The organism is Methylobacterium mesophilicum, from assembly GCF_022179445.1.
In the GTDB taxonomy this organism is placed as follows: domain Bacteria; phylum Pseudomonadota; class Alphaproteobacteria; order Rhizobiales; family Beijerinckiaceae; genus Methylobacterium; species Methylobacterium mesophilicum.
Genome location: NZ_BPQU01000058.1, coordinates 1 through 17,319 on the forward strand (window position 1 = coordinate 1; position 17,319 = coordinate 17,319).

21 protein-coding genes are annotated in these 17,319 nt (G+C 71.6%); 12 read left to right on the forward strand and 9 right to left on the reverse strand.

Going from position 1 to position 17,319, the window contains the following annotated elements:
• Window positions 1–149 precede the first annotated feature (149 nt).
• The 4 genes from murJ (at window position 150) to MFF40_RS27430 (ending at window position 3,546) form a co-directional block, all read left to right on the forward strand.
• On the forward strand, window positions 150–1,676 hold the full coding sequence (murJ, locus tag MFF40_RS27415) for a murein biosynthesis integral membrane protein MurJ (RefSeq protein ID WP_147899313.1): 1,527 nt from the start codon (window positions 150–152) through the stop codon (window positions 1,674–1,676).
• Window positions 1,677–1,755: 79 nt separating this feature from the next.
• Complete coding sequence (locus MFF40_RS27420) at window positions 1,756–2,427, forward strand: haloacid dehalogenase type II (protein WP_147857578.1); 672 nt, start codon at window positions 1,756–1,758, stop codon at window positions 2,425–2,427.
• A 141-nt stretch (window positions 2,428–2,568) separates the two neighbouring features.
• On the forward strand, window positions 2,569–3,039 hold the full coding sequence (locus tag MFF40_RS27425; RefSeq protein ID WP_147857579.1) for an SRPBCC family protein: 471 nt from the start codon (window positions 2,569–2,571) through the stop codon (window positions 3,037–3,039).
• Window positions 3,040–3,198: 159 nt separating this feature from the next.
• On the forward strand, window positions 3,199–3,546 hold the full coding sequence (locus MFF40_RS27430; RefSeq protein WP_147899312.1) for a hypothetical protein: 348 nt from the start codon (window positions 3,199–3,201) through the stop codon (window positions 3,544–3,546).
• Window positions 3,547–3,599: 53 nt separating this feature from the next.
• On the opposite strand, the gene MFF40_RS27435 is transcribed toward MFF40_RS27430, so the two are convergent.
• Together MFF40_RS27435 and nhaA are read right to left on the reverse strand one after the other, a co-directional pair.
• Window positions 3,600–5,354 carry a carbamoyltransferase family protein gene (locus MFF40_RS27435; protein WP_238263014.1) on the reverse strand — a complete coding sequence of 585 codons (1,755 nt, stop codon included), beginning with the start codon at window positions 5,352–5,354 and terminating at the stop codon, window positions 3,600–3,602.
• 49 nt (window positions 5,355–5,403) lie between these two features.
• On the reverse strand, window positions 5,404–6,609 hold the full coding sequence (gene nhaA / locus MFF40_RS27440; RefSeq protein ID WP_147856918.1) for a Na+/H+ antiporter NhaA: 1,206 nt from the start codon (window positions 6,607–6,609) through the stop codon (window positions 5,404–5,406).
• A 148-nt stretch (window positions 6,610–6,757) separates the two neighbouring features.
• Between nhaA and MFF40_RS27445 the strand changes: the two genes are divergently transcribed.
• A complete protein-coding gene (locus tag MFF40_RS27445; protein WP_147857666.1) occupies window positions 6,758–7,069 on the forward strand; it encodes a hypothetical protein in 312 nt (103 codons plus the stop codon).
• Between the two features lie 2 nt (window positions 7,070–7,071).
• Window positions 7,072–7,635: a type II toxin-antitoxin system VapC family toxin gene (locus MFF40_RS27450; RefSeq protein WP_238263025.1), complete on the forward strand. Its 564-nt coding sequence runs from the start codon at window positions 7,072–7,074 to the stop codon at window positions 7,633–7,635.
• Window positions 7,636–7,687: 52 nt separating this feature from the next.
• Here MFF40_RS27450 and tlpA read toward each other — a convergent pair whose 3' ends face one another.
• On the reverse strand, window positions 7,688–8,329 hold the full coding sequence (gene tlpA / locus MFF40_RS27455; RefSeq protein ID WP_238263016.1) for a thiol:disulfide interchange protein TlpA: 642 nt from the start codon (window positions 8,327–8,329) through the stop codon (window positions 7,688–7,690).
• A gap of 42 nt (window positions 8,330–8,371) precedes the next feature.
• Between tlpA and argH the strand changes: the two genes are divergently transcribed.
• The gene (gene argH / locus MFF40_RS27460; protein WP_147857318.1) at window positions 8,372–9,751 is read left to right on the forward strand and encodes an argininosuccinate lyase; all 1,380 of its coding nucleotides are present in this window, start codon (window positions 8,372–8,374) and stop codon (window positions 9,749–9,751) included.
• A 198-nt stretch (window positions 9,752–9,949) separates the two neighbouring features.
• Here argH and MFF40_RS27465 read toward each other — a convergent pair whose 3' ends face one another.
• The gene (locus MFF40_RS27465) at window positions 9,950–10,204 is read right to left on the reverse strand and encodes a hypothetical protein (RefSeq protein ID WP_147857317.1); all 255 of its coding nucleotides are present in this window, start codon (window positions 10,202–10,204) and stop codon (window positions 9,950–9,952) included.
• Window positions 10,205–10,235: 31 nt separating this feature from the next.
• Window positions 10,236–11,117: a hypothetical protein gene (locus tag MFF40_RS27470; RefSeq protein WP_238263018.1), complete on the reverse strand. Its 882-nt coding sequence runs from the start codon at window positions 11,115–11,117 to the stop codon at window positions 10,236–10,238.
• A gap of 520 nt (window positions 11,118–11,637) precedes the next feature.
• On the opposite strand from MFF40_RS27470, the gene MFF40_RS27475 reads away from it, so the two are divergent.
• The 3 genes from MFF40_RS27475 (at window position 11,638) to MFF40_RS27485 (ending at window position 13,526) form a co-directional block, all read left to right on the forward strand.
• Window positions 11,638–12,129: a P-loop nucleotide/nucleoside kinase family protein gene (locus MFF40_RS27475; RefSeq protein WP_147857536.1), complete on the forward strand. Its 492-nt coding sequence runs from the start codon at window positions 11,638–11,640 to the stop codon at window positions 12,127–12,129.
• A gap of 205 nt (window positions 12,130–12,334) precedes the next feature.
• A complete protein-coding gene (locus MFF40_RS27480) occupies window positions 12,335–12,622 on the forward strand; it encodes a hypothetical protein (protein ID WP_238263020.1) in 288 nt (95 codons plus the stop codon).
• A gap of 181 nt (window positions 12,623–12,803) precedes the next feature.
• Window positions 12,804–13,526 carry an invasion associated locus b family protein gene (locus MFF40_RS27485; protein WP_147857858.1) on the forward strand — a complete coding sequence of 241 codons (723 nt, stop codon included), beginning with the start codon at window positions 12,804–12,806 and terminating at the stop codon, window positions 13,524–13,526.
• 21 nt (window positions 13,527–13,547) lie between these two features.
• On the opposite strand, the gene MFF40_RS28935 is transcribed toward MFF40_RS27485, so the two are convergent.
• Window positions 13,548–13,892: a hypothetical protein gene (locus MFF40_RS28935; RefSeq protein WP_308447719.1), complete on the reverse strand. Its 345-nt coding sequence runs from the start codon at window positions 13,890–13,892 to the stop codon at window positions 13,548–13,550.
• Window positions 13,893–14,422: 530 nt separating this feature from the next.
• On the reverse strand, window positions 14,423–15,163 hold the full coding sequence (locus MFF40_RS27495; RefSeq protein ID WP_378996812.1) for an HAD family hydrolase: 741 nt from the start codon (window positions 15,161–15,163) through the stop codon (window positions 14,423–14,425).
• A 143-nt stretch (window positions 15,164–15,306) separates the two neighbouring features.
• Between MFF40_RS27495 and MFF40_RS27500 the strand changes: the two genes are divergently transcribed.
• On the forward strand, window positions 15,307–15,627 hold the full coding sequence (locus tag MFF40_RS27500; RefSeq protein ID WP_147856128.1) for a PetM family of cytochrome b6f complex subunit 7: 321 nt from the start codon (window positions 15,307–15,309) through the stop codon (window positions 15,625–15,627).
• Window positions 15,628–15,636: 9 nt separating this feature from the next.
• On the opposite strand, the gene MFF40_RS27505 is transcribed toward MFF40_RS27500, so the two are convergent.
• Complete coding sequence (locus tag MFF40_RS27505) at window positions 15,637–16,131, reverse strand: PAS domain-containing protein (protein WP_378996809.1); 495 nt, start codon at window positions 16,129–16,131, stop codon at window positions 15,637–15,639.
• A 252-nt stretch (window positions 16,132–16,383) separates the two neighbouring features.
• On the opposite strand from MFF40_RS27505, the gene msrA reads away from it, so the two are divergent.
• Complete coding sequence (gene msrA, locus MFF40_RS27510; protein ID WP_238263023.1) at window positions 16,384–17,040, forward strand: peptide-methionine (S)-S-oxide reductase MsrA; 657 nt, start codon at window positions 16,384–16,386, stop codon at window positions 17,038–17,040.
• A 4-nt stretch (window positions 17,041–17,044) separates the two neighbouring features.
• Here the strand turns inward: msrA and MFF40_RS27515 are convergent, their stop codons facing one another.
• The gene (locus tag MFF40_RS27515; RefSeq protein ID WP_187277823.1) at window positions 17,045–17,212 is read right to left on the reverse strand and encodes a hypothetical protein; all 168 of its coding nucleotides are present in this window, start codon (window positions 17,210–17,212) and stop codon (window positions 17,045–17,047) included.
• Window positions 17,213–17,319: the final 107 nt, after the last annotated feature.

The window sequence follows — 17,319 nt, forward strand, 5'->3', positions numbered from 1 at the left end:
AGGGACAGGGTGAGGGGTGCGACCTCTCCGGACAGACCTGATCCCTCACCCCAACTCTCTCCCGCACGGGAGAGGGGGCTCGTTGCGGTCTTCGCGAGGCAATACGTGGCCACCCTCCCCCACAGAGGGGGGAGGGTGGTTTGCCGTCCATGATCCGCTCCATCCTCTCGGTGGGCGGCTGGACCCTGGTCTCGCGCGTCACCGGCTTCGCCCGGGACGTGGTGATGGCCGCCGTGATGGGCGCGGGGCCGATGGCCGACGCCTTCGTGGTCGCGTTCCGGCTGCCGAACCATTTCCGCGCGATCTTCGGCGAGGGCGCGTTCAACACCGCCTTCGTGCCGGCCTATGCCGGGCTCGCCGAGGCCGGCGCCTCCGGGGCGGCCCATCACTTCGCCGACCGCGTCTTCACCCTGATGCTGATCGTGCAGCTCGTGCTGCTCAACCTCGCCCTGCCGGCGATGCCCTGGGTGGTGCACGCCCTGGCGCCGGGATTCGCCGAGGACGGCGAGCGCTTCCAGCTCGCGGTGGCGCTGACCCGGATCACCTTCCCGTACCTGCTGTTCATGACCCTGGTGACGCTGCTGTCGGGCATCCTCAACGCCCACCGGCACTTCGCCGTGGCGGCAGGCGCCCCGGTGCTGCTCAACCTCGCGATGCTGGCGGCCCTGTCGCTGAGCTTCCTGTTCCCCAACGCCGCCTACGCGGCCGCCTGGGGCGTCGCGGTCTCCGGGGTGCTGCAGTTCGGCCTGCTGTGGTGGGGCTGCCGCCGCGCCCGGGTGATGCCGGACCTGGCCGTGCCGCGCTCCGATCCGGCGCTGAAGCGGTTCTTCGTGGTGCTCGGGCCCGCGGTGATCGGGGCGGCCGGGTTCCAGATCGCCACCTTCGCCGACACGATCATCGCCAGCTGGCTGCCCACCGGCGCGGTCTCGGCCCTGTACTACGCCGACCGGCTCTACCAGCTGCCGTTCGGGGTGATCGCGATCGCGGCCGGCACCGTGCTGCTGCCGGAGATGAGCCGGCGGATCGCTTCCGGCGACGTCGCCGGCGCGCACGCGGCGCAGAACCGGGCGGCGGGGTTCTCCCTGGCCCTGTCGGCGCCGTTCATGGTGGCGTTCCTGACCATCCCGGGCCTGATCATGGCGGCCCTGTTCCAGCGCGGCGCCTTCGGGGCCGAGGATGCCGCCCGGGCCGCCTCGGTGCTGGCGGCCTACGGGCTCGCCCTGCCCGCCGTGGTGCTGGTGCGCAGCGCGGTGGCGAGCTTCTACGCCCGCCAGGACACCAAGACCCCGCTCTGGGCGTCGCTGACCGCGATCGGGGTCAACGTCGCGCTCAAGCTCTGGCTCACCGGGCCCTACGGCGTCACCGGCCTGGCGCTCGCCACCGCGGTCAGCCAGTGGGTGAACCTGCTGCTCCTGGTCGTCCTGGCCAGGCGCCGCGGCTGGACGGCGCCCGGCCGCACCCTCGGCCTCACGGTGCTGGGCGTGGGGCTCGCCTGCCTGGCGCTGGCCGGGGTGGCCGTCTACGGCCAGGGGCTGGCCGAGGCGCTGGTGCCGGCCCTGGCGCATGGGCGCGAGATCGCCGTCCTGGCGCTGCTCGGGCTGGCCGGGGCCGTCGTCTACGGCGGCCTGCTGGCGGGGCTGTTGCACCTGTTCGGCCTGCGCCTGCGCCGGGCCTGAGCGCGTCCGTTCCATCGAGCCGGGCTCGCCGCCGCGCCCGCGAGTCCCACATCGTCCCTGAGCGCCATTGAGGAACGCCATGACCAAGGACCTGCTCGCGGGCGTGAAGGCCGTCCTGTTCGACGCCTACGGCACGCTGTTCGACGTGAGCGCCGCGGTCCAGCGCTACGCCGACGCGGTCGGACCGGATGCCGAGCACCTCTCCGAGGTCTGGCGCAACAAGCAGCTCGAATACAGCTGGACGCTGTCTCTGATGGGCCGCTACGCCGCCTTCTGGGACCTCACGGTGCGCGCCCTCGACTACGCGCTGGCGGTCCATCCGGGGGTGGATCCCGGATTGCGCGAGAAGCTCCTCGACGCCTACCGGGACCTCGACGCCTACCCCGAGGTGCCGGGCGTGCTGGCGGCCTTGCGCAAGCGCGGCCTCCGCACGGCGGTCCTGACCAACGGCAACGCCGCGATGGTCGACCGCGCCGTGGCCTCGGCGGGGCTCGCCGACCATCTCGACGCGGTGCTCTCGGTGGACGACGCGCAGGTGTTCAAGACCCACCCGGACGCCTACCGGATCGCGCTGGTCCGGCTCGCGGTCGGGGAGGCGGACGTGCTGTTCTGCTCGTCCAACCGCTGGGATGTGGCGGGCGCCAACGCGTTCGGGTTCCGGACCGCCTGGGTCAACCGCCGGGGCCTGCCCGACGAGTACGCGGATCTCGCGCCCACGGGCGTGATCGGGTCGCTCGACGGGCTGCTCTGAGGACCGGCCCGGGGCGCGATGCCGCGTCTTGGTCTGTCGCGTCTTGGACTAAAGTCGAGCTTGCAACGTGCCGGCCGCGCACTCGGTTCGCCCCTGACTCGGACGCCAGCCTTGTGAGCGTCGAGCGCGAGGGAACGTCTGATGAAGCGTATCGTGTTGGCAGCCGCATGCTGCGTCGGCGTCATGGGCCCGGCCTGGGCCCTGGACGTGACCAAGTCGGTCGACGTCGCCGCGTCGCCCGAGGCGGTCTGGAAGACCATCGGCGGGTTCTGCGGAATCGGCGACTGGCATCCCGTGATCGAGAAGTGCGTCCCGTCCAAGAAGGGCGACAAGGATGTCCGCACCCTCAGCCTGAAGGGCGGCGGGACCATCGTCGAGGAGCAGGAATCCCGCGACGACGCGAAGATGGCCTACACCTACACGATCCTGGAAGGCCCGCTGCCCGTCACGGACTATCATTCGACGCTCCGGGTCGCGAAGGCCGGCAGCGGCTCCAAGGTGACCTGGACGGGCACCTTCAAGGCCAAGGGCGCCCCCGATCCCAAGGCGCAGGAGGCCATCGCGGGCGTGTACGAGGCCGGGCTGAAGGGCATCGCCGCCAAGGCGAAGTGACGGTGCAGTGACGTTTCGGCGGCAGCGGGCGGAGGCGCTCCGCTGCCATCGCCCGGCCCGCCGGCGCCACAACGGGCACGCGATCGAATTGCGCAGCTTCGGAGATTTTTAATCGTCCCGGTGTTGGATCATCCGCAACACGAACGGGAGAGTTAGCGCGTGGCCACGAACGGTTCCTTCACGACGATCCGCGCCGGGGCCGCAGCCCTCGCCGCCGCCCTGGTGCTCGGGGCCGTCGCCCCGGCCACCGCCCGCGACCAGACCGGCGCGATTCTCGGCGGCCTCGCGGCCGGCGTGGTCGGCGGTGTGGTCGGCGGCGCCCTGGTCAACGGCGCCAACCAGCCCCCGCCGCCCCCGCCGGAATACCGCCCGCGCCGGGTCCTGGTCGAGGAGCCCGAGACCGTCGTGGTGCGCGAGCGCCGCGGCCCGATCTGCCACTACGAGCGCCGCAAGGAATGGCTCGGCGACGGCGAGTTCACCTACCGCCGCGTCGAAGTCTGCGAGTAATTTCTTTACGATCGTCTCGCCGGCGCCGCGTCCCCCCGGGGGCGCGGCGTTCGTCATTTCACCACCAGCCAATCCTCGACCACGAGGGCGTCGAGGCCGGTGGTGTAGAACATCAGGATCGCATCCTCCGCGCTGTGGAGGATCGGCTTGCCCATCACGTTGAAGCTGGTGTTGAGCAGGATCGGCACCCCGGTGATGTCCGCGAAGGCGCGGATCAGCGCCGCGTAGGCCGGGTTGCGCTCGGGCGTGACGCTCTGGAGCCGGCCGGTGCCGTCCTGGTGGACCACCGCCGGCACCCGGGCGCGGACCGACGCGCGCCAGACCAGCGTGCGCTCCATGTAGGGGCTGTCGGCGTAATCCTCGAACCAGTCCGGCCCGGCCTCGGCCAGGATCGAGGGCGCGAACGGCCGGAACGCCTCGCGGTACTTCACCTTGGCGTTCAGCGCGTCCTTGGCGCCCTCCGGCCGCGGGTCGGCCAGGATCGAGCGGTTGCCGAGCGCCCGGGGGCCGAACTCCGCCCTTCCCTGCACCCAGCCGACGAGACCGCCCGCGGCCAGGATTTTTGCCGCGGCCCGGGTCGCCTCTGCGTGTCCGACGCATGTGGCCCGCGGCTCCTGCTCGGCCAAGCGCTCCATCGCGGTGGTCGAGACCCGGGAGCCGAGATAGGGCGTCAGCGGGCGCGAGGCGGCGGGCGGGCCGGCCCAGTCCGGATGGTCCTCCGCGTAGGCGAGCCAGGCGGCGCCCACGGCGTTGCCGTCGTCGGCCGGCGCCGAGGGGACATGCAGCCGGGCGAAGCCGGAGCGGCCGAGCACCCGACCGTTATACGAGGAGTTGAGCCCGCAGCCCCCGGCGATCACGAGGTTCTCGGAGGGGCCGAGGGCGGCCGCCTCGGCCACCAGCACATCCATCAAAGTCCCAAACAAATCCTGGCCGCAGCGGGCGAGGTCGGCCCAGCCCTGCTCCCGGGCGTCCGCGGGCTGGCGGGCCCGGATCTCGGCGGCGACCGCCTGGATCGTGTCGGCCTCGGCGAAGCGCAGGCGCCCGGCCTCGACCGTGCAGAGGCGGGCCAGCAGGGCGGCCAGCTCCGGGTCGGGGCGTCCGTAGGGGGCGAGCCCCATGACCTTCCATTCCTCGCCCTTCACCTGGTCGAAGCCGGCGAGATCGGTGACGAGCCCGTACAGGAAGCCGAGCGACCCGCGCCCGCGGTGGCGGCGCAGCTCCGTGATCCGGCCGTCCTGCAGCCGGTAGATCGCGGCCGCGCCGGTCTCGCCCATACCGTCGACCACCAGGGCGGTGGCCTCCTCGAACGGGCTGCCCCACAGCCCGTAGGCGGCGTGGCAGAGATGGTGCGGGTAGCGCCGCTGCCCGGCGATCGTCGCGCGCGGCGTCCCGGTGATCCGCGCCTCCTGGTTGAGGGCCAGCAGGGTGCCGTGGCCGGCCCGCGCCTGCGCGGCGTGGAGGTCGGCGATGAACACCCGCTCGGCCTGCTCGGGTACGAAGGAGCGGTTGAGCGCCGTGGTGTGGGCGGACAGCGCCATCAGGTCGAAGGCGCCGGCCCCCGCCTGTCCGCGCAGGAAGTCGGCGAATTGCTGCCCCCAGGACGAGGCGACCACGATCTCCGATCCGGCCGGCACGTAGGCCTGCACCAGGCCGATCACCCGGGCCGGGATGTCGGGCTCGCAGTTCGGGGCGCGCTTGACCTGGAGGAACCGCTCCGTGGCCTCGGCGAACAGCACGGCGCCGTCGGGCCCGAGGAGGGCGAGCGCCGGATCGTGGAAGGTGGTGGCGAGGCCGAGATAGAACCGCATGGATCGGGGGGTAGCGCATTTTCGCGCGCGACGGAGCCCGGGGCGCCCGCTACCGGATGGCCTCGGGGCGCCGCGCCAACAGGAGGATTGCCGCCCCGACGAGCCCCGACAGGGCCGAGCCCGCGAGCACGCCGAGCTTCACCGCGGTCTCGTGCTGCGGATCCGCGAAGGCCAAGCCGCCGATGAACAGGCTCATGGTGAAGCCGATCCCGCACAGGACCGCGACGCCGTAGACCTGGCCCCAGCCGGCCCCGGCCGGGCGCTGCGCCCATCCGAGCGCGACGGCGAGCCTCAGGCTGGCGAACACGCCGGCCTGCTTGCCCAGGAACAGCCCCGCGGCGATGCCGAGCGTCACCGGCTGGAGCAGGGCGTCGGGCGTCAGGCCGGTCAGGGCGACGCCGGCATTGGCGAAGCCGAAGACCGGGACCACCCCATAGGTGATCCAGGGCGCCAGCCCGTGCTCCAGCCGATGCAGCGGCGAATCCACGTCTTCCGGCCGGCCTGGGCTGACCCGGATCGGGATGGTGAAGGCCAGCAGCACCCCCGCCACCGTGGCGTGGATCCCGGAGCGCAGCACCAGCACCCACAGCACCAGACCGAGCAGGAGATAGGCCGACAGCCAGGTCACGCCCGCCCGGTTGAGGCCGTAGAGGCCGGCGAGCACGAGGGCGGCGAGTCCCAGCATCCCGGCATCGAGGCCGGAGCCGTAGAACAGCGCGATCACCACCACGGCGCCGAGGTCGTCGACGATGGCCACGGCGCTCAGGAAGATCTTGAGCGAGACCGGCACCCGCTTGCCGAGCAGCGCCAGGACGCCGAGCGCGAAGGCGATGTCGGTGGCCGCCGGGATCGCCCAGCCGCGTAAGGTATCGGCGCCGAGATTGGCCGCCGCGTAGACCAGGGCCGGCATCGCCATGCCGCCGAACGCCGCGATGCCGGGCAGCACCCGGTCCGGCCAGGTGCGCAGCCGCCCGTCCAGCGCCTCGCGCTTGATCTCCAGCCCGACCAGCAGGAAGAACCCGGCCATCAGGCCGTCGTTGATCCAGTGCTGCACGCTCATCGGCCCGAGGGCGGCGTGGAGCCCGTGCGCGTAGGCGTCGGCGAACGGGCCGTTGGCGACCACGAGGGCCAGCGCCGCCGCGGCCATCAGGATCAGCCCGCCCGCGGCCTCGCTCGCCAGCATGGTGCGGATGGCCGAGAGCGGGCGCCGGCCGCGGGCCGGTGGGGCGCGGCCGGGATTCAAAGGCGGCTTCATCGCGGGCACGCTTGGCGTGATTTGGGGGTGGGGGCAAGGGGTGACGGCAAGGGGCGGCGGCAAGAGGCGGGAAGGCGCGGGCCGCCATCTGTCCGTGTATCGGTCCTTGCGCTATCCTGCCGCCGTTCGAGAGGGAGAGGTGCAGGGAATGGCTGTACCGAAAACCACATCCGTACAGCGGAAGCGGGCCCCGCGTTCGGCCGCCCGCATCCATGCCACCGTGCTGGAGGAAGCGCGGCAAGCCGGGCTGCTCGATGGAGAGACGTCCGAGCACGTGAGCTTCCGCGTGCCGACCGCCCTGGTGGATGCCGCCAAGCGGGAGGCCGGGATCACGTCGACAACCGAACTCGGCATGGTCGCCCTGGCGCTCCTGGCTCAATCCGATCCCGTCGCGGATTTTCTCGGCCGCACGGCGGGACGGCTCGGGGCAGACCACGATCTCGACACCGGCTCGCATTGAGCGTGGACCTGCGTGGCGCGCTTCGGCGGCGCAAGCCGGACAAGCGAAGCGTTCGCCTCGTTCCGCGTCCGCAGAGCGAACGCCCGGATTGGACGACCTTCGACGCGGCGACGCCTGTGGCCCTCGTCCTGGACACGAGCGTCTATATCCATAGCGCTGCCGGCAGGCTGCCCGAGGCGCTGCACCGGCTCATCGAGCGGGCGCTGCTGTTTCACTGTGCCGTCGCTCTCGCCGAACTGTCGGTCGGGGTGGCCGCCGCCGATCCGCACGGACCGAACTGGGTGGCACTGCGCGATCACTATGCCGAACTCTTCAGTCGCATACCGGAGACGCGCCTGCTGGCGCCCGACGCACAGACCTTCGCGGATGCCGGACTTGTCGCCGGCACCCTCGCGCGCCTCCAGGGCTACCAGAGGCATCAGCGCACGGCCTGCCTCGCCGATGCGCTCATCTTCCTGACCGCCGCACGGGCTGGCCGTCCCGTTCTGACGGCCAATCGCGAGGATTTCGATCTCATCCAGCAACTGGCGCCGGAGGGGCGGTTCCTCACTTACGAGCGCACCTGAACCCTCGCGCGCATCGTTCCGAAAGCTGGCGGCCACCTTTCGGAACGATGCTTCAGGAAGTCCGCCCCAGAACCGCGCGGATCAACCCCAGCCCGTCCGGGCTCGACCAGGCGGCGGGGCCCTTCATCACCCCGATGGTGCAGCCCTGCGGGTCGATCAGCATCGTGGTCGGCAGGCCCGGGGATTGCGTGTCGCGCTGGATCGCGGGCAGCACGCGCCCGCCCGGGTCGGCGTAGAAGGCGAGGGCGTGGATGCCGGCCTGCTTCAACCATTCCGGCGGCTTGTCGAGGTTGCGGGTGTCGACGTTGATCGCCACGACCGTGAAATCGGGGCCGCCGAGTTCCGCCTGGAGGCGGTCGAGCGCCGGCATCTCGGCCTTGCAGGGGGCGCACCAGGTCGCCCAGAGGTTGACCAGCAGCAGCCGGCCCTTGAGGTCGGACAGCGCGGTCTCGGCGCCGTCCGGCCCCTTGAACCGGATCTCCGGCGCGGGCCGCGCCTGCGTCACGGCCTGCATGCCGGCGACCTCGCCCTTGGCGGACGCGTCGACCCGGGCGACCGCTTGCGCCGCCCCCGCGCAGGGCTGGGGCGCCCCGGCCATGTTGCCGGGCAGGAGACCGCTCCCGTATAGGGCGGTCCCAAGGACGGCGAGCGCAGCGAGGCCCGCGCCGGCCAGGATGGATGTGCGGCCGGGCATCAGGCTCGGCCCTCGGGACGTTCAGGGCGCGGAAGGATCGACATGAGCAACCGGATGTGGGGCGGCCGCTTTGCCAGCGGCCCGGCGGAAATCATGGAGGAGATCAACGCCTCCATCGGATTCGACAAGCGCCTCGCGCCCCAGGATATCCGCGGCTCGCTGGCGCATGTGGCGATGCTCGGCGCGGCCGGCATCCTCCCGGCAGACGATGTGGCCGCGATCGAGGCCGGGCTCAAGTCCGTCCGCGACGAGATCGAGGCGGGCCGGTTCGTGTTCAAGCGCGAGCTCGAGGACATCCACATGTCGGTGGAGAGCCGGCTCACCGAGATCGTCGGCCCGGCCGCCGGGCGCCTGCACACCGCGCGCTCGCGCAACGACCAGGTCGCCACCGACATGAAGTTGTGGGTGCGCGACACCCTCGATTCCCTCGACCAGCAGGCCGCCGACCTGCAGCGCGCGCTCGCCGAGACGGCGCTGAAACATGCCGGCACGGTGATGCCGGGCTTCACCCATCTCCAGTCGGCCCAGCCGGTGACCTTCGGCCACCATTGCCTCGCCTATGTCGAGATGCTGGCCCGGGACCGCGGCCGGTTCCGCGACGCCCGCGCCCGGCTCAACGAGTGCCCGCTCGGCGCCGCGGCGCTCGCCGGCACGTCCTTCCCGATCGACCGGCACGCCACCGCGTCCGCGCTGGGATTCGACCGGCCGACCGCCAACTCCCTGGATTCGGTTGCCGACCGCGACTTCGCCCTGGAATCGCTGGCCGCCGCCTCGATCTGCGCCGTGCATCTCTCGCGCTTCGCCGAGGAGTTGGTGGTCTGGACCTCGGCGCAGTTCAACTTCGTCAAGCTGTCGGACGGCTACACCACCGGCTCGTCGATCATGCCGCAGAAGCGCAACCCCGACGCGGCCGAGCTGGTGCGGGCCAAATCCGGCCGGATCATCGGCGCGCTCACCGGCCTGCTGGTGGTGATGAAGGGGCTGCCGCTCGCCTATTCGAAGGACATGCAGGAGGACAAGGAGGGCACGTTCGACGCCCTCCAGGCGCTCTCCCTGTGCCTGGCCGCCATGACCGGCATGGTGAAGGACCTGGAGCCCAACGCCGGGGTGCTTAGCCAGGCTGCCGGCTCCGGCTACGCCACCGCCACCGACCTCGCCGACTGGCTGGTGCGCGAGCTCGGCCTGCCGTTCCGCCAGGCCCACCACGTCACCGGCCGGCTGGTCGGCGCCGCCTCGGCCAAGGGCGTCGGGCTGGAAGAGCTGTCGCTGCCCGAGATGCAGGAGGCCGAGCCGCGCATCACCGACGCGGTCTACGCCGTGCTCGGGGTCGAGAACTCGGTGGCCAGCCGTACCAGCTACGGCGGCACCGCGCCGGACAACGTCCGGACGCAGGCGCAGGGCTGGATCGAACGGCTCGGCTGACGGCGCACCCGCAGGTGGGGCGGAGATCGGGGCTCCGCCGCCGAGCCGTGTCCTCGAGGCGTTCCCGATCGCGTTGCAACCGGGAACGGCTTCAAGTCCGTGATGCAACACGCTCGCTTACGCCGAACCGGTATCCATTTCGGCGGCGAGCGCTCCGGGCCGGTGTCCCGCCGGCTCGGCCGGATCGCCGAGGGGGCCTCAGGACGATGAGGTCTTGAGTTCGGCCGCGCTCCGGTCCGCATGCAGCGAGGCCTGAAATTTCAGGTGCGCCTGCGACGGTCGGCTGTCGATCGCCGTCCTGGCCTGCTCGTCGCGCTCCAGCTTGGCATCCCGGACCTTGTTCTCGGCCGCCTGCTTGTCGATCCTGTCGGTCGCGCTGGCTTGCTCCGCGCGGTGCGCCTTGGCGGTGTGCTGCTCGGCGGGCCGGGCTGTCGTCGCGCTGATCGTGTCCATGGCGAGAGATCCTGCGGTTTCGGTGAGTGCGTCAGAAGACGCGAGGCCAGATGCCGCTCGGGCGGGCGCCCGGGGCGGCGCTATCGGTCTGGGTCACGGGATCGATCCGCGCCGGCTCGGCCGATGTGCGGGCCATGACCCGCCGCATCGCCCGCTTCAGCGCCAGGGCCTCGTCCAGCATCGCGTGCGCGTCGGCCTGGACGGTGCCGTCGTCGATACGATCGTCCGCCTCGTGCCGGAGCAACGCACCAGGATAAGGCGCGTCCTCCGGCAGGGATCGGGGCGGATCGGACGCGTCGGCGGCGGCCGGATGCGGGGATGCCGCGCCCGGGTCGTCCGCCGCCGCGGCGTTCCGATCCATCGCGGTGTTCAACGCGTCCGCGAACCCGCTCGCCGGGACCGGCGGCCTGTCGGCGCCTCCGGCGTCCCGCCCGGGCGCCGCGCCGACATCGATCGCCGCCGCAGCCTCGGCGAGCGTCGCCTGCGTGAGGGCCGTGTCCCCGCCGGCGGCGGCGTAGTCCCGGGCGGCATCGGCGATCTCCCGGGCTACCTTGGTCAACGCTTCGGCGATGCGGGCCACCGCCTTCGTGTCCCCGGAGGCCGCGGCCGCCAGGGCTTCCGCCTTGAGCCGCCGGAGCTTCTGGCCGGCCGTCTGAAGCGCGGAGGCGGCGAGGTCCCGTCCGCTGGTCCGGGCCGACGCCAAGGACAGCAGGACCCCGCTGATCTGGGACAGCTTGGCGTAGCCCAGCCGCTCCGCGGCGGCCAGTGGCGACCCCGCCTCCGGCTCCGGCCCGGGACCGGTCGCCGGCGTTGCCTCACCGGGATTCCCGACGAGGCCCGGATTCTCCGGCCTGTGCGTCCCCGGCCGCTGTGCCCCTTCGGGCGCCGCCACCCTGTTCACAGATCCAACCATGGCCATCCTGCCGTGCGGAACTGTCGTGCGCCGACCGACTCACGTCATGCCGGCCCCTATTAAGTGCGCATCGGTTGGGATTTTTGCAAACGCAACGCTGGGTTTTTCAGATTAAATTCAGATGTGTTTTTGCGAAACAATGTATTTTGATCTCTATGGGTATCATAAAATACAGAGCGAGGACTTATTGTCCGTCATCGCGGCATAATGGCAAAACCGAAACGCTTGGGCTCAAGATACTGGAAGCTGACGCAGTCTCCGGCTGGTCACAATCGCCGGCGTCAACCCGCAGCTGCCGCCGAAACCGGCTCTGCGATCGTCTTCATATCCCGATGGACATTCCCGGCACCCCTGGTCTCGCCCGCCGGGACCTGTCAGACTCCGCCCATGACCTTGTCGATTCACCGCGCGGCCGCTGCGATCCGCAGCCGAATTAACGGCCCGGCCTGATCCGTCAGGCCGGGTCTGCCCGCCCGTGAACACTCTGGCGCCTGCTGCGCCGTGCCCAAGGTCGACCGTGATGCCTGCCCAACAAACGACGCTGCATCTCGTCTGCGGCAAGATCGCCGCCGGGAAATCGACGCTCACCGCCGGCCTCGGCGCGGCGCCCGGCACCATCGTGGTGGCCGAGGATCGCTGGCTCGCCCGGCTGTATCCCGATGAGCAGACCACCCCGGCCGACTATGTCCGCCACTCGACCCGCCTGCGCAGCGTGATGGGCCCGCACGTGGTGGACCTGCTCCGGGCCGGGCTCTCGGTGGTGCTGGATTTCCCCGCCAACACCCGCGCCAGCCGGGACTGGATGCGCACCCTGTTCGAGGAAGCCGGGGTCGTCCACCGGCTCCACTATCTCGATGTGGCCGATGACGTGTGCAGGGAGCGCCTGCGCGCGCGGAATGCGGCCGGCACGCACGACTTCACGGTGACGGACGCGCAGTTCGCGCTGTTCACGCGGTACTTCGTGGCGCCGACCCCGGACGAGGGCTTCGACCTGATCGTCCATCGAGCATAGGGGCCAGCTTCGGCTTCTGCCCATACGGTGCGCCGTCGGCGGCTTCGGGACTTGCGTCCGTGGACTCCATCGGGCTCGGCTACGCACACCAACCCACAGGCCCGGCGGAAATTTGTGCATCGCAACCTTCCCCCGGCCCGCGCGTTCACCGTCTGGCTAAGTCTGGTCCGTTAGAAGCTCGGCCGTGTGGATCGGAGATCGCATGATGCCTGTCGAGAGTTGGCTGAAGCCGGACGAGGTGCCAGACCTCGCGGCACGAGCCACCGCCATGATCGATGCCGCCCTGACGGGTTCGGGCCTGACCCGGGAGACCTACTGGTCGGCCGTCCGCAAGGGCTACAACACCCCCTACAACGATCCGCCCCGCAAGCGCCCGGCGCCGGCTCAGCCGAACGCCGTGACGCCCGCCGCCGCACAGGCGGAGCCGGCCGACACCGTGTCGGTGCCCGCGGCGGTGATCGCGGCGCTGGCCGCCGAGGTGCGGGCGGTCTGAACCGGTCCGCCACGCGCGCCGGTCCGCCATCGCTTCGGGCGGCCGCGAATCGCGGTGCCCAGAGATACCGGCCGCGATGAAGACCTGGGCCGCCATCTTGCCGACTTCTTACGCGAGCTTCACTATTCCCGATCCCCGGTCCGGCCCCGCGCATGGGGCCGCCCGTCGTCAGGAAGTGAAGATGGTCCGCGTCCCCCGCCTGCTCCCGGTCGGAGCCCTCGCCCTGCTCGCCTCCGGTCTCGTCACCGGCCTCGCCGGCGCCGTCGTCGGGAGTGTCGGCCTGTTGTCCGCGACGGTCGCCCAGGCCCAGGAGGCGCAGCCGGACGGCTTCACGGATGCCGCCCCCGCCAAGCGCGGGCGTCGCTCGCGCCGGGAGCGGACCCCGCGGGCCGAGAAGAAGGCCGCGACCCCGCCCGGGATGCAGCAGGCCACCCCGGTGGCGATCTTCGGCGACTGGAACGTGTTCGTGAACGGCGATGGCCGCGCCAAGCTCTGCTACGCCATCGCGCAGCCGCAGACCCGCTCGCCCAAGACCCTGAAGCGCGACACCGCCTACCTGTTCGTGAGCGTGCGCAAGGGCGAGAACGTCCAGAACGAGGTCGCGGTGATGCTGGGCTTCCCGTCGAAGCCCGCGGCCTCCCAGGTCAAGCCGGGCTCCGCCGCGGCGCCGACGGACCCGAGCCTCAACCTCGGCGCCGGCCGCTACGGCCTCGTCGTGAAGGACGGGAACGCCTGGCTGCAGAACCCCGCCGAGGAGGCCCGGGTGGTCTCCGAGATGAGCGCGCGCAACCCGAAGCTGGTGATCAAGACCACGTCGCTGCGCGGCAACCCGACGAGCGACGAATACGCGCTCGCCGGCTTCGCGGAAGCGATGAAGCGCACCCGGGACGAGTGCGCGCGGTAAGGGCCCGGTCGGCGCGCGCCCTCAGGCCCGGCGGCGCCGGATCTCCGCAGCCGCCTGACCGCCGCGGGCGGCCGAGCGGGTGCGGGCCGCAACCCGCTCGCGGGCGGCACGGGCCGCCTGCTCCGCGTTGCGGAACACGGCGCCGTCGAGCCCGTCGAAATCCCGCGCCGACGAGAAGAACCGCACGCCGCGCCCCTCGGGCACGGCGATGCCGGCGGTGATCTCGCCGATCTCGATCACCCGCGGCGGCTCGGCCCGCTCCGCGCGGGCGACGTCTTCGGGCGCAAAGGTGCTTTCGGGTTCAAGCGTGCTGGGGATGGGGTCGGGACGGTCTGTCGGCGTGAACGCGACGTCGAGGCTGGGCATGGGACGGAATCCTGCGATGGCCGGCGCCAGGGCCGTGCCGGAATGCGGGTGATGGTACGGATCGTCGAAGGCGCGCGGGACTCGCCGATCGACGCGATCGGGCGGCTCTCTACGCCCCGGATGTGACGGATGCGCTGCCGCGGGGCGGGCGCTCGGCCGGCTCAGGCTCGCGGGCGCATCCCGGGTTTCGCCGTGAGACCCACTCGGCATCGACAGCGCCAGCGATGGGCCGGGGCGCCGGATACGGAACGGAGCGGGCGTCGAAGGGAGACGGTTCGGATCGACATCGACTGTCCTCCAGACTGAAGGACCGCGCGGCGCGGGCGCCGTCGCAGTGCTTTAGCGTTTGATGACGCGGCGCAAGCTACGCTTCTCAAATCACCGCGGCCGCCGGAGGTCGCGAAACGTCCGGGTCGGCGCCGATCAAGATGGGCGCGGGCCGCCGGCCCGTCAACGGAATGGGGTTCCGATTTTCGGGGCCGGCCTGGCAGGAAGCCGGTCCGGTTCGGGCCTCCGGGAGACGCGATCGTTCAGGCGGCGGCGATCACCGCGGCGAGGTCGGAGAAATCCGAGAAGACCCGGCCGGCGCCGGCCGTCATCAGGTCGGCCCCCGCGGGGTCGTGGCCCCAATGGCCGCCGCCGGTGAAGCCGGCGACCCGCATCCCGGCGCTCCGGGCCGCCGTGACCCCGGGCACGCTGTCCTCGATCACCAGGCAGGATTCCGGCGCCGCCCCCATGCGCGCGGCGGCGAACAGGAACAGGTCCGGGAAGGGCTTGCCCCGGGCGACCTGCGCCGAGGAGAAGACGCGCTCGCCGAACAGCGGCAGGAGCCCGGTCAGGCTCAGGGAATGGCGCAGCCGCACCGGGTCGCTGCTCGACGCGACGCAGGTCGGCAGGCCCAGGGCCGCGACCGCCTCGGCGACGCCCCGCATCGCCCGCAGCTCGGCATCGAACAGCACCAGCGTCTCGGCCTTGACCGCCTCCACGAAGCCCGGAGGGGCGGTGACGCCGTAATCGCGCGCGACGTGGTCCATGATCGACACCATGGAGGTGCCGGTGAAGCGCGCCCGCACCGTCTCGAAGGTGATCGCGACCCCGATCCGGTTCAGGCCGGCGGTGAGGCAGGCGAGGCTCAGGGGCTCGCTGTCCACGAGGACGCCGTCGCAATCGAAGATCACCAGGCCGAGTGTGTTCACGCGCGCTTCCAAGCTCGACCGGTCCTCCGGCGGCACATCCTCACGGCAAGCCCCCGCCGGGCGACCCTGTGGCATGGACCCTGTGGCATGGCCCCCTCAGGCCGGCAACCGCCCGCAGGCCGCGCTCTGCATGCCGCCGCTTGCACCCGGCGGCCCGGCCCCATACTCCCGGGGCGGGCGCCTCTCCCGGCGCCAGGCATGGCTCAGAAGACCCCGCGATGTTCCGCTTCCTGGCCCGCGTCCTGGGCTTCCTGCTGATGGCCGGCGGCTTCGTCGCGCTGGTCTATGACGGCGCCCGCTCGATCGCCAACAACGGCCTGCGGGTCACGCCGCTCTCGGACGTGATCGGGACCCTGTTCAAGGACAAGGCCGGCACCCTGCAGGGCAGCATCGAGGGGGCGGCGCCCTGGCTCTGGCACCTTCTGGGCCTGCCGCTCACCCTGGCCCCGGCCTCGCTGATCGGGCTGGGGCTCGGTGCGGTGCTGCTCTGGCTCGGCCAGCCGGGCCGGGAGCCGATCGGGTTCCTGACGAAGCCCTGATCGGCGGTCCTACCGCCCCGCGAGCCGGGCCCGCGCCGCGGCGAGCTCCTCCGTCAGCCGCGCGATCTCGGCGGTGAGCGCGTAGTGCTCGCTCACGTCGACCTGGGACGCGAAATAGTAGACGACCGTCCCGGCCGCATCCCGCACCGGCCCGACATACAGCGCGTTCTGGAAGACCGAGCCGTCCTTGCGGTAGTTCAGGAGGTCGATCTTGATGTCGTCCTCCCGCCGGATCGCGGCACGCAGGCGCTCGATCGCGGCCGGGTCGGTCTCCGGCCCCTGCAGGAAGCGGCAATTGCGCCCGGTCACCTCCAGCCGCGAATAGCCGGTGAGCGTCAGGAAGGCGTCGTTCGCGAACACGATCGGGTTGTCGTGTTGCCGCGGATCGGTGACGATCATCGGCATCCGGGTCGCCCGCACGGCCGCGGCGAACGGGTCGCCCCGGTTCGATTCCGTCCTGAGATTGTCCAGCACGTGGCTCGTGGCGGTCCAGCCCGTCTCCATCCGGCTTCAGCCCCTCACGCCGCGACCTGTGGGGGCGGCTCCCTCGCGCCTACAAGCCGGAAATCGCAGGCCCGGTCCAGTCCTCCGGTCGGGATTAGCCACGGACGCACGGGTTTCCAGCGCGCTGTACGGCTCTTGCAGACGGCCAAACCTGTCATGCCCAGCTTCTTGGCCGCTTTCCCGGCCGCTTCTTTGGAGCCCGGGTCGACCCCATATTCGGATCACACCCTGAGACCCGGAAGGCGAGAGACGATGTTCCTGTTCCGCAAGCGCCCCGAGATGCCGAGCCCCGCCGAGGCCCTGCCGGGCCGCCCGAATCCCGTCCCGACCACCGAGACCCATTTCGTCAACGGCAACCCGCTCAAGGGCCCCTATCCCCCGGGGATCGAGACGATCGTGCTCGGGCTCGGCTGCTTCTGGGGGGCCGAGCGCCGGTTCTGGCAGCTGCCGAAGGGCGTGTTCGTCACGGCGGTCGGCTATGCCGGGGGCTACACCCCGAACCCGACCTACGAGGAGGTCTGCACCGGCCAGACCGGCCACAACGAGGTCGTGCTGGTGGCCTTCGATCCCGCGGTCCTGCCCCTCGACGCCCTGTTGCGGACCTTCTTCGAGAGCCACAACCCGACCCAGGGCATGCGCCAGGGGAACGATGCCGGCACGCAGTACCGCTCGGGCATCTACACCGTCGGCCCCGAGCAGGAGGCGACCGCCAAGGCCGTGCGGGCGACCTACGCCGAGGCCCTGCGGGCGCGCGACTTCCCCGACATCACCACCGAGATCGTGCCGCTCCAGCACTTCTACTTCGCCGAAGGCTACCACCAGCAATACCTCGCCAAGAACCCGGCGGGCTATTGCGGGCTCGGCGGCACCGGCGTGAGCTGCCCGGTGGGGACCGGGATCGCCGCCTGAGCCGTTACGGGCTGCCCCCCGGCCGCGCAGCCGGTGCCGGCACCGCCGGCGCGGTGACGGCACCGGCTTCGGGCTGGGGGGTGCTCCGCGGGCTGCGCAGCACGATGAGCACCCCGCCCACGACCGAGAGGGCGAGGGCGGTGACGAGGATGAGGAAAAGCCAGCGGGGCATCCGGTGGCCCTAGCACGTCGCGCCGGGTTGGGCGATCAGCGCGGGACGAACACCCAGGGCGATCGCTTGAAAGGAATGGATTTCGGTGTTGCCTTTTGCGTGATTCA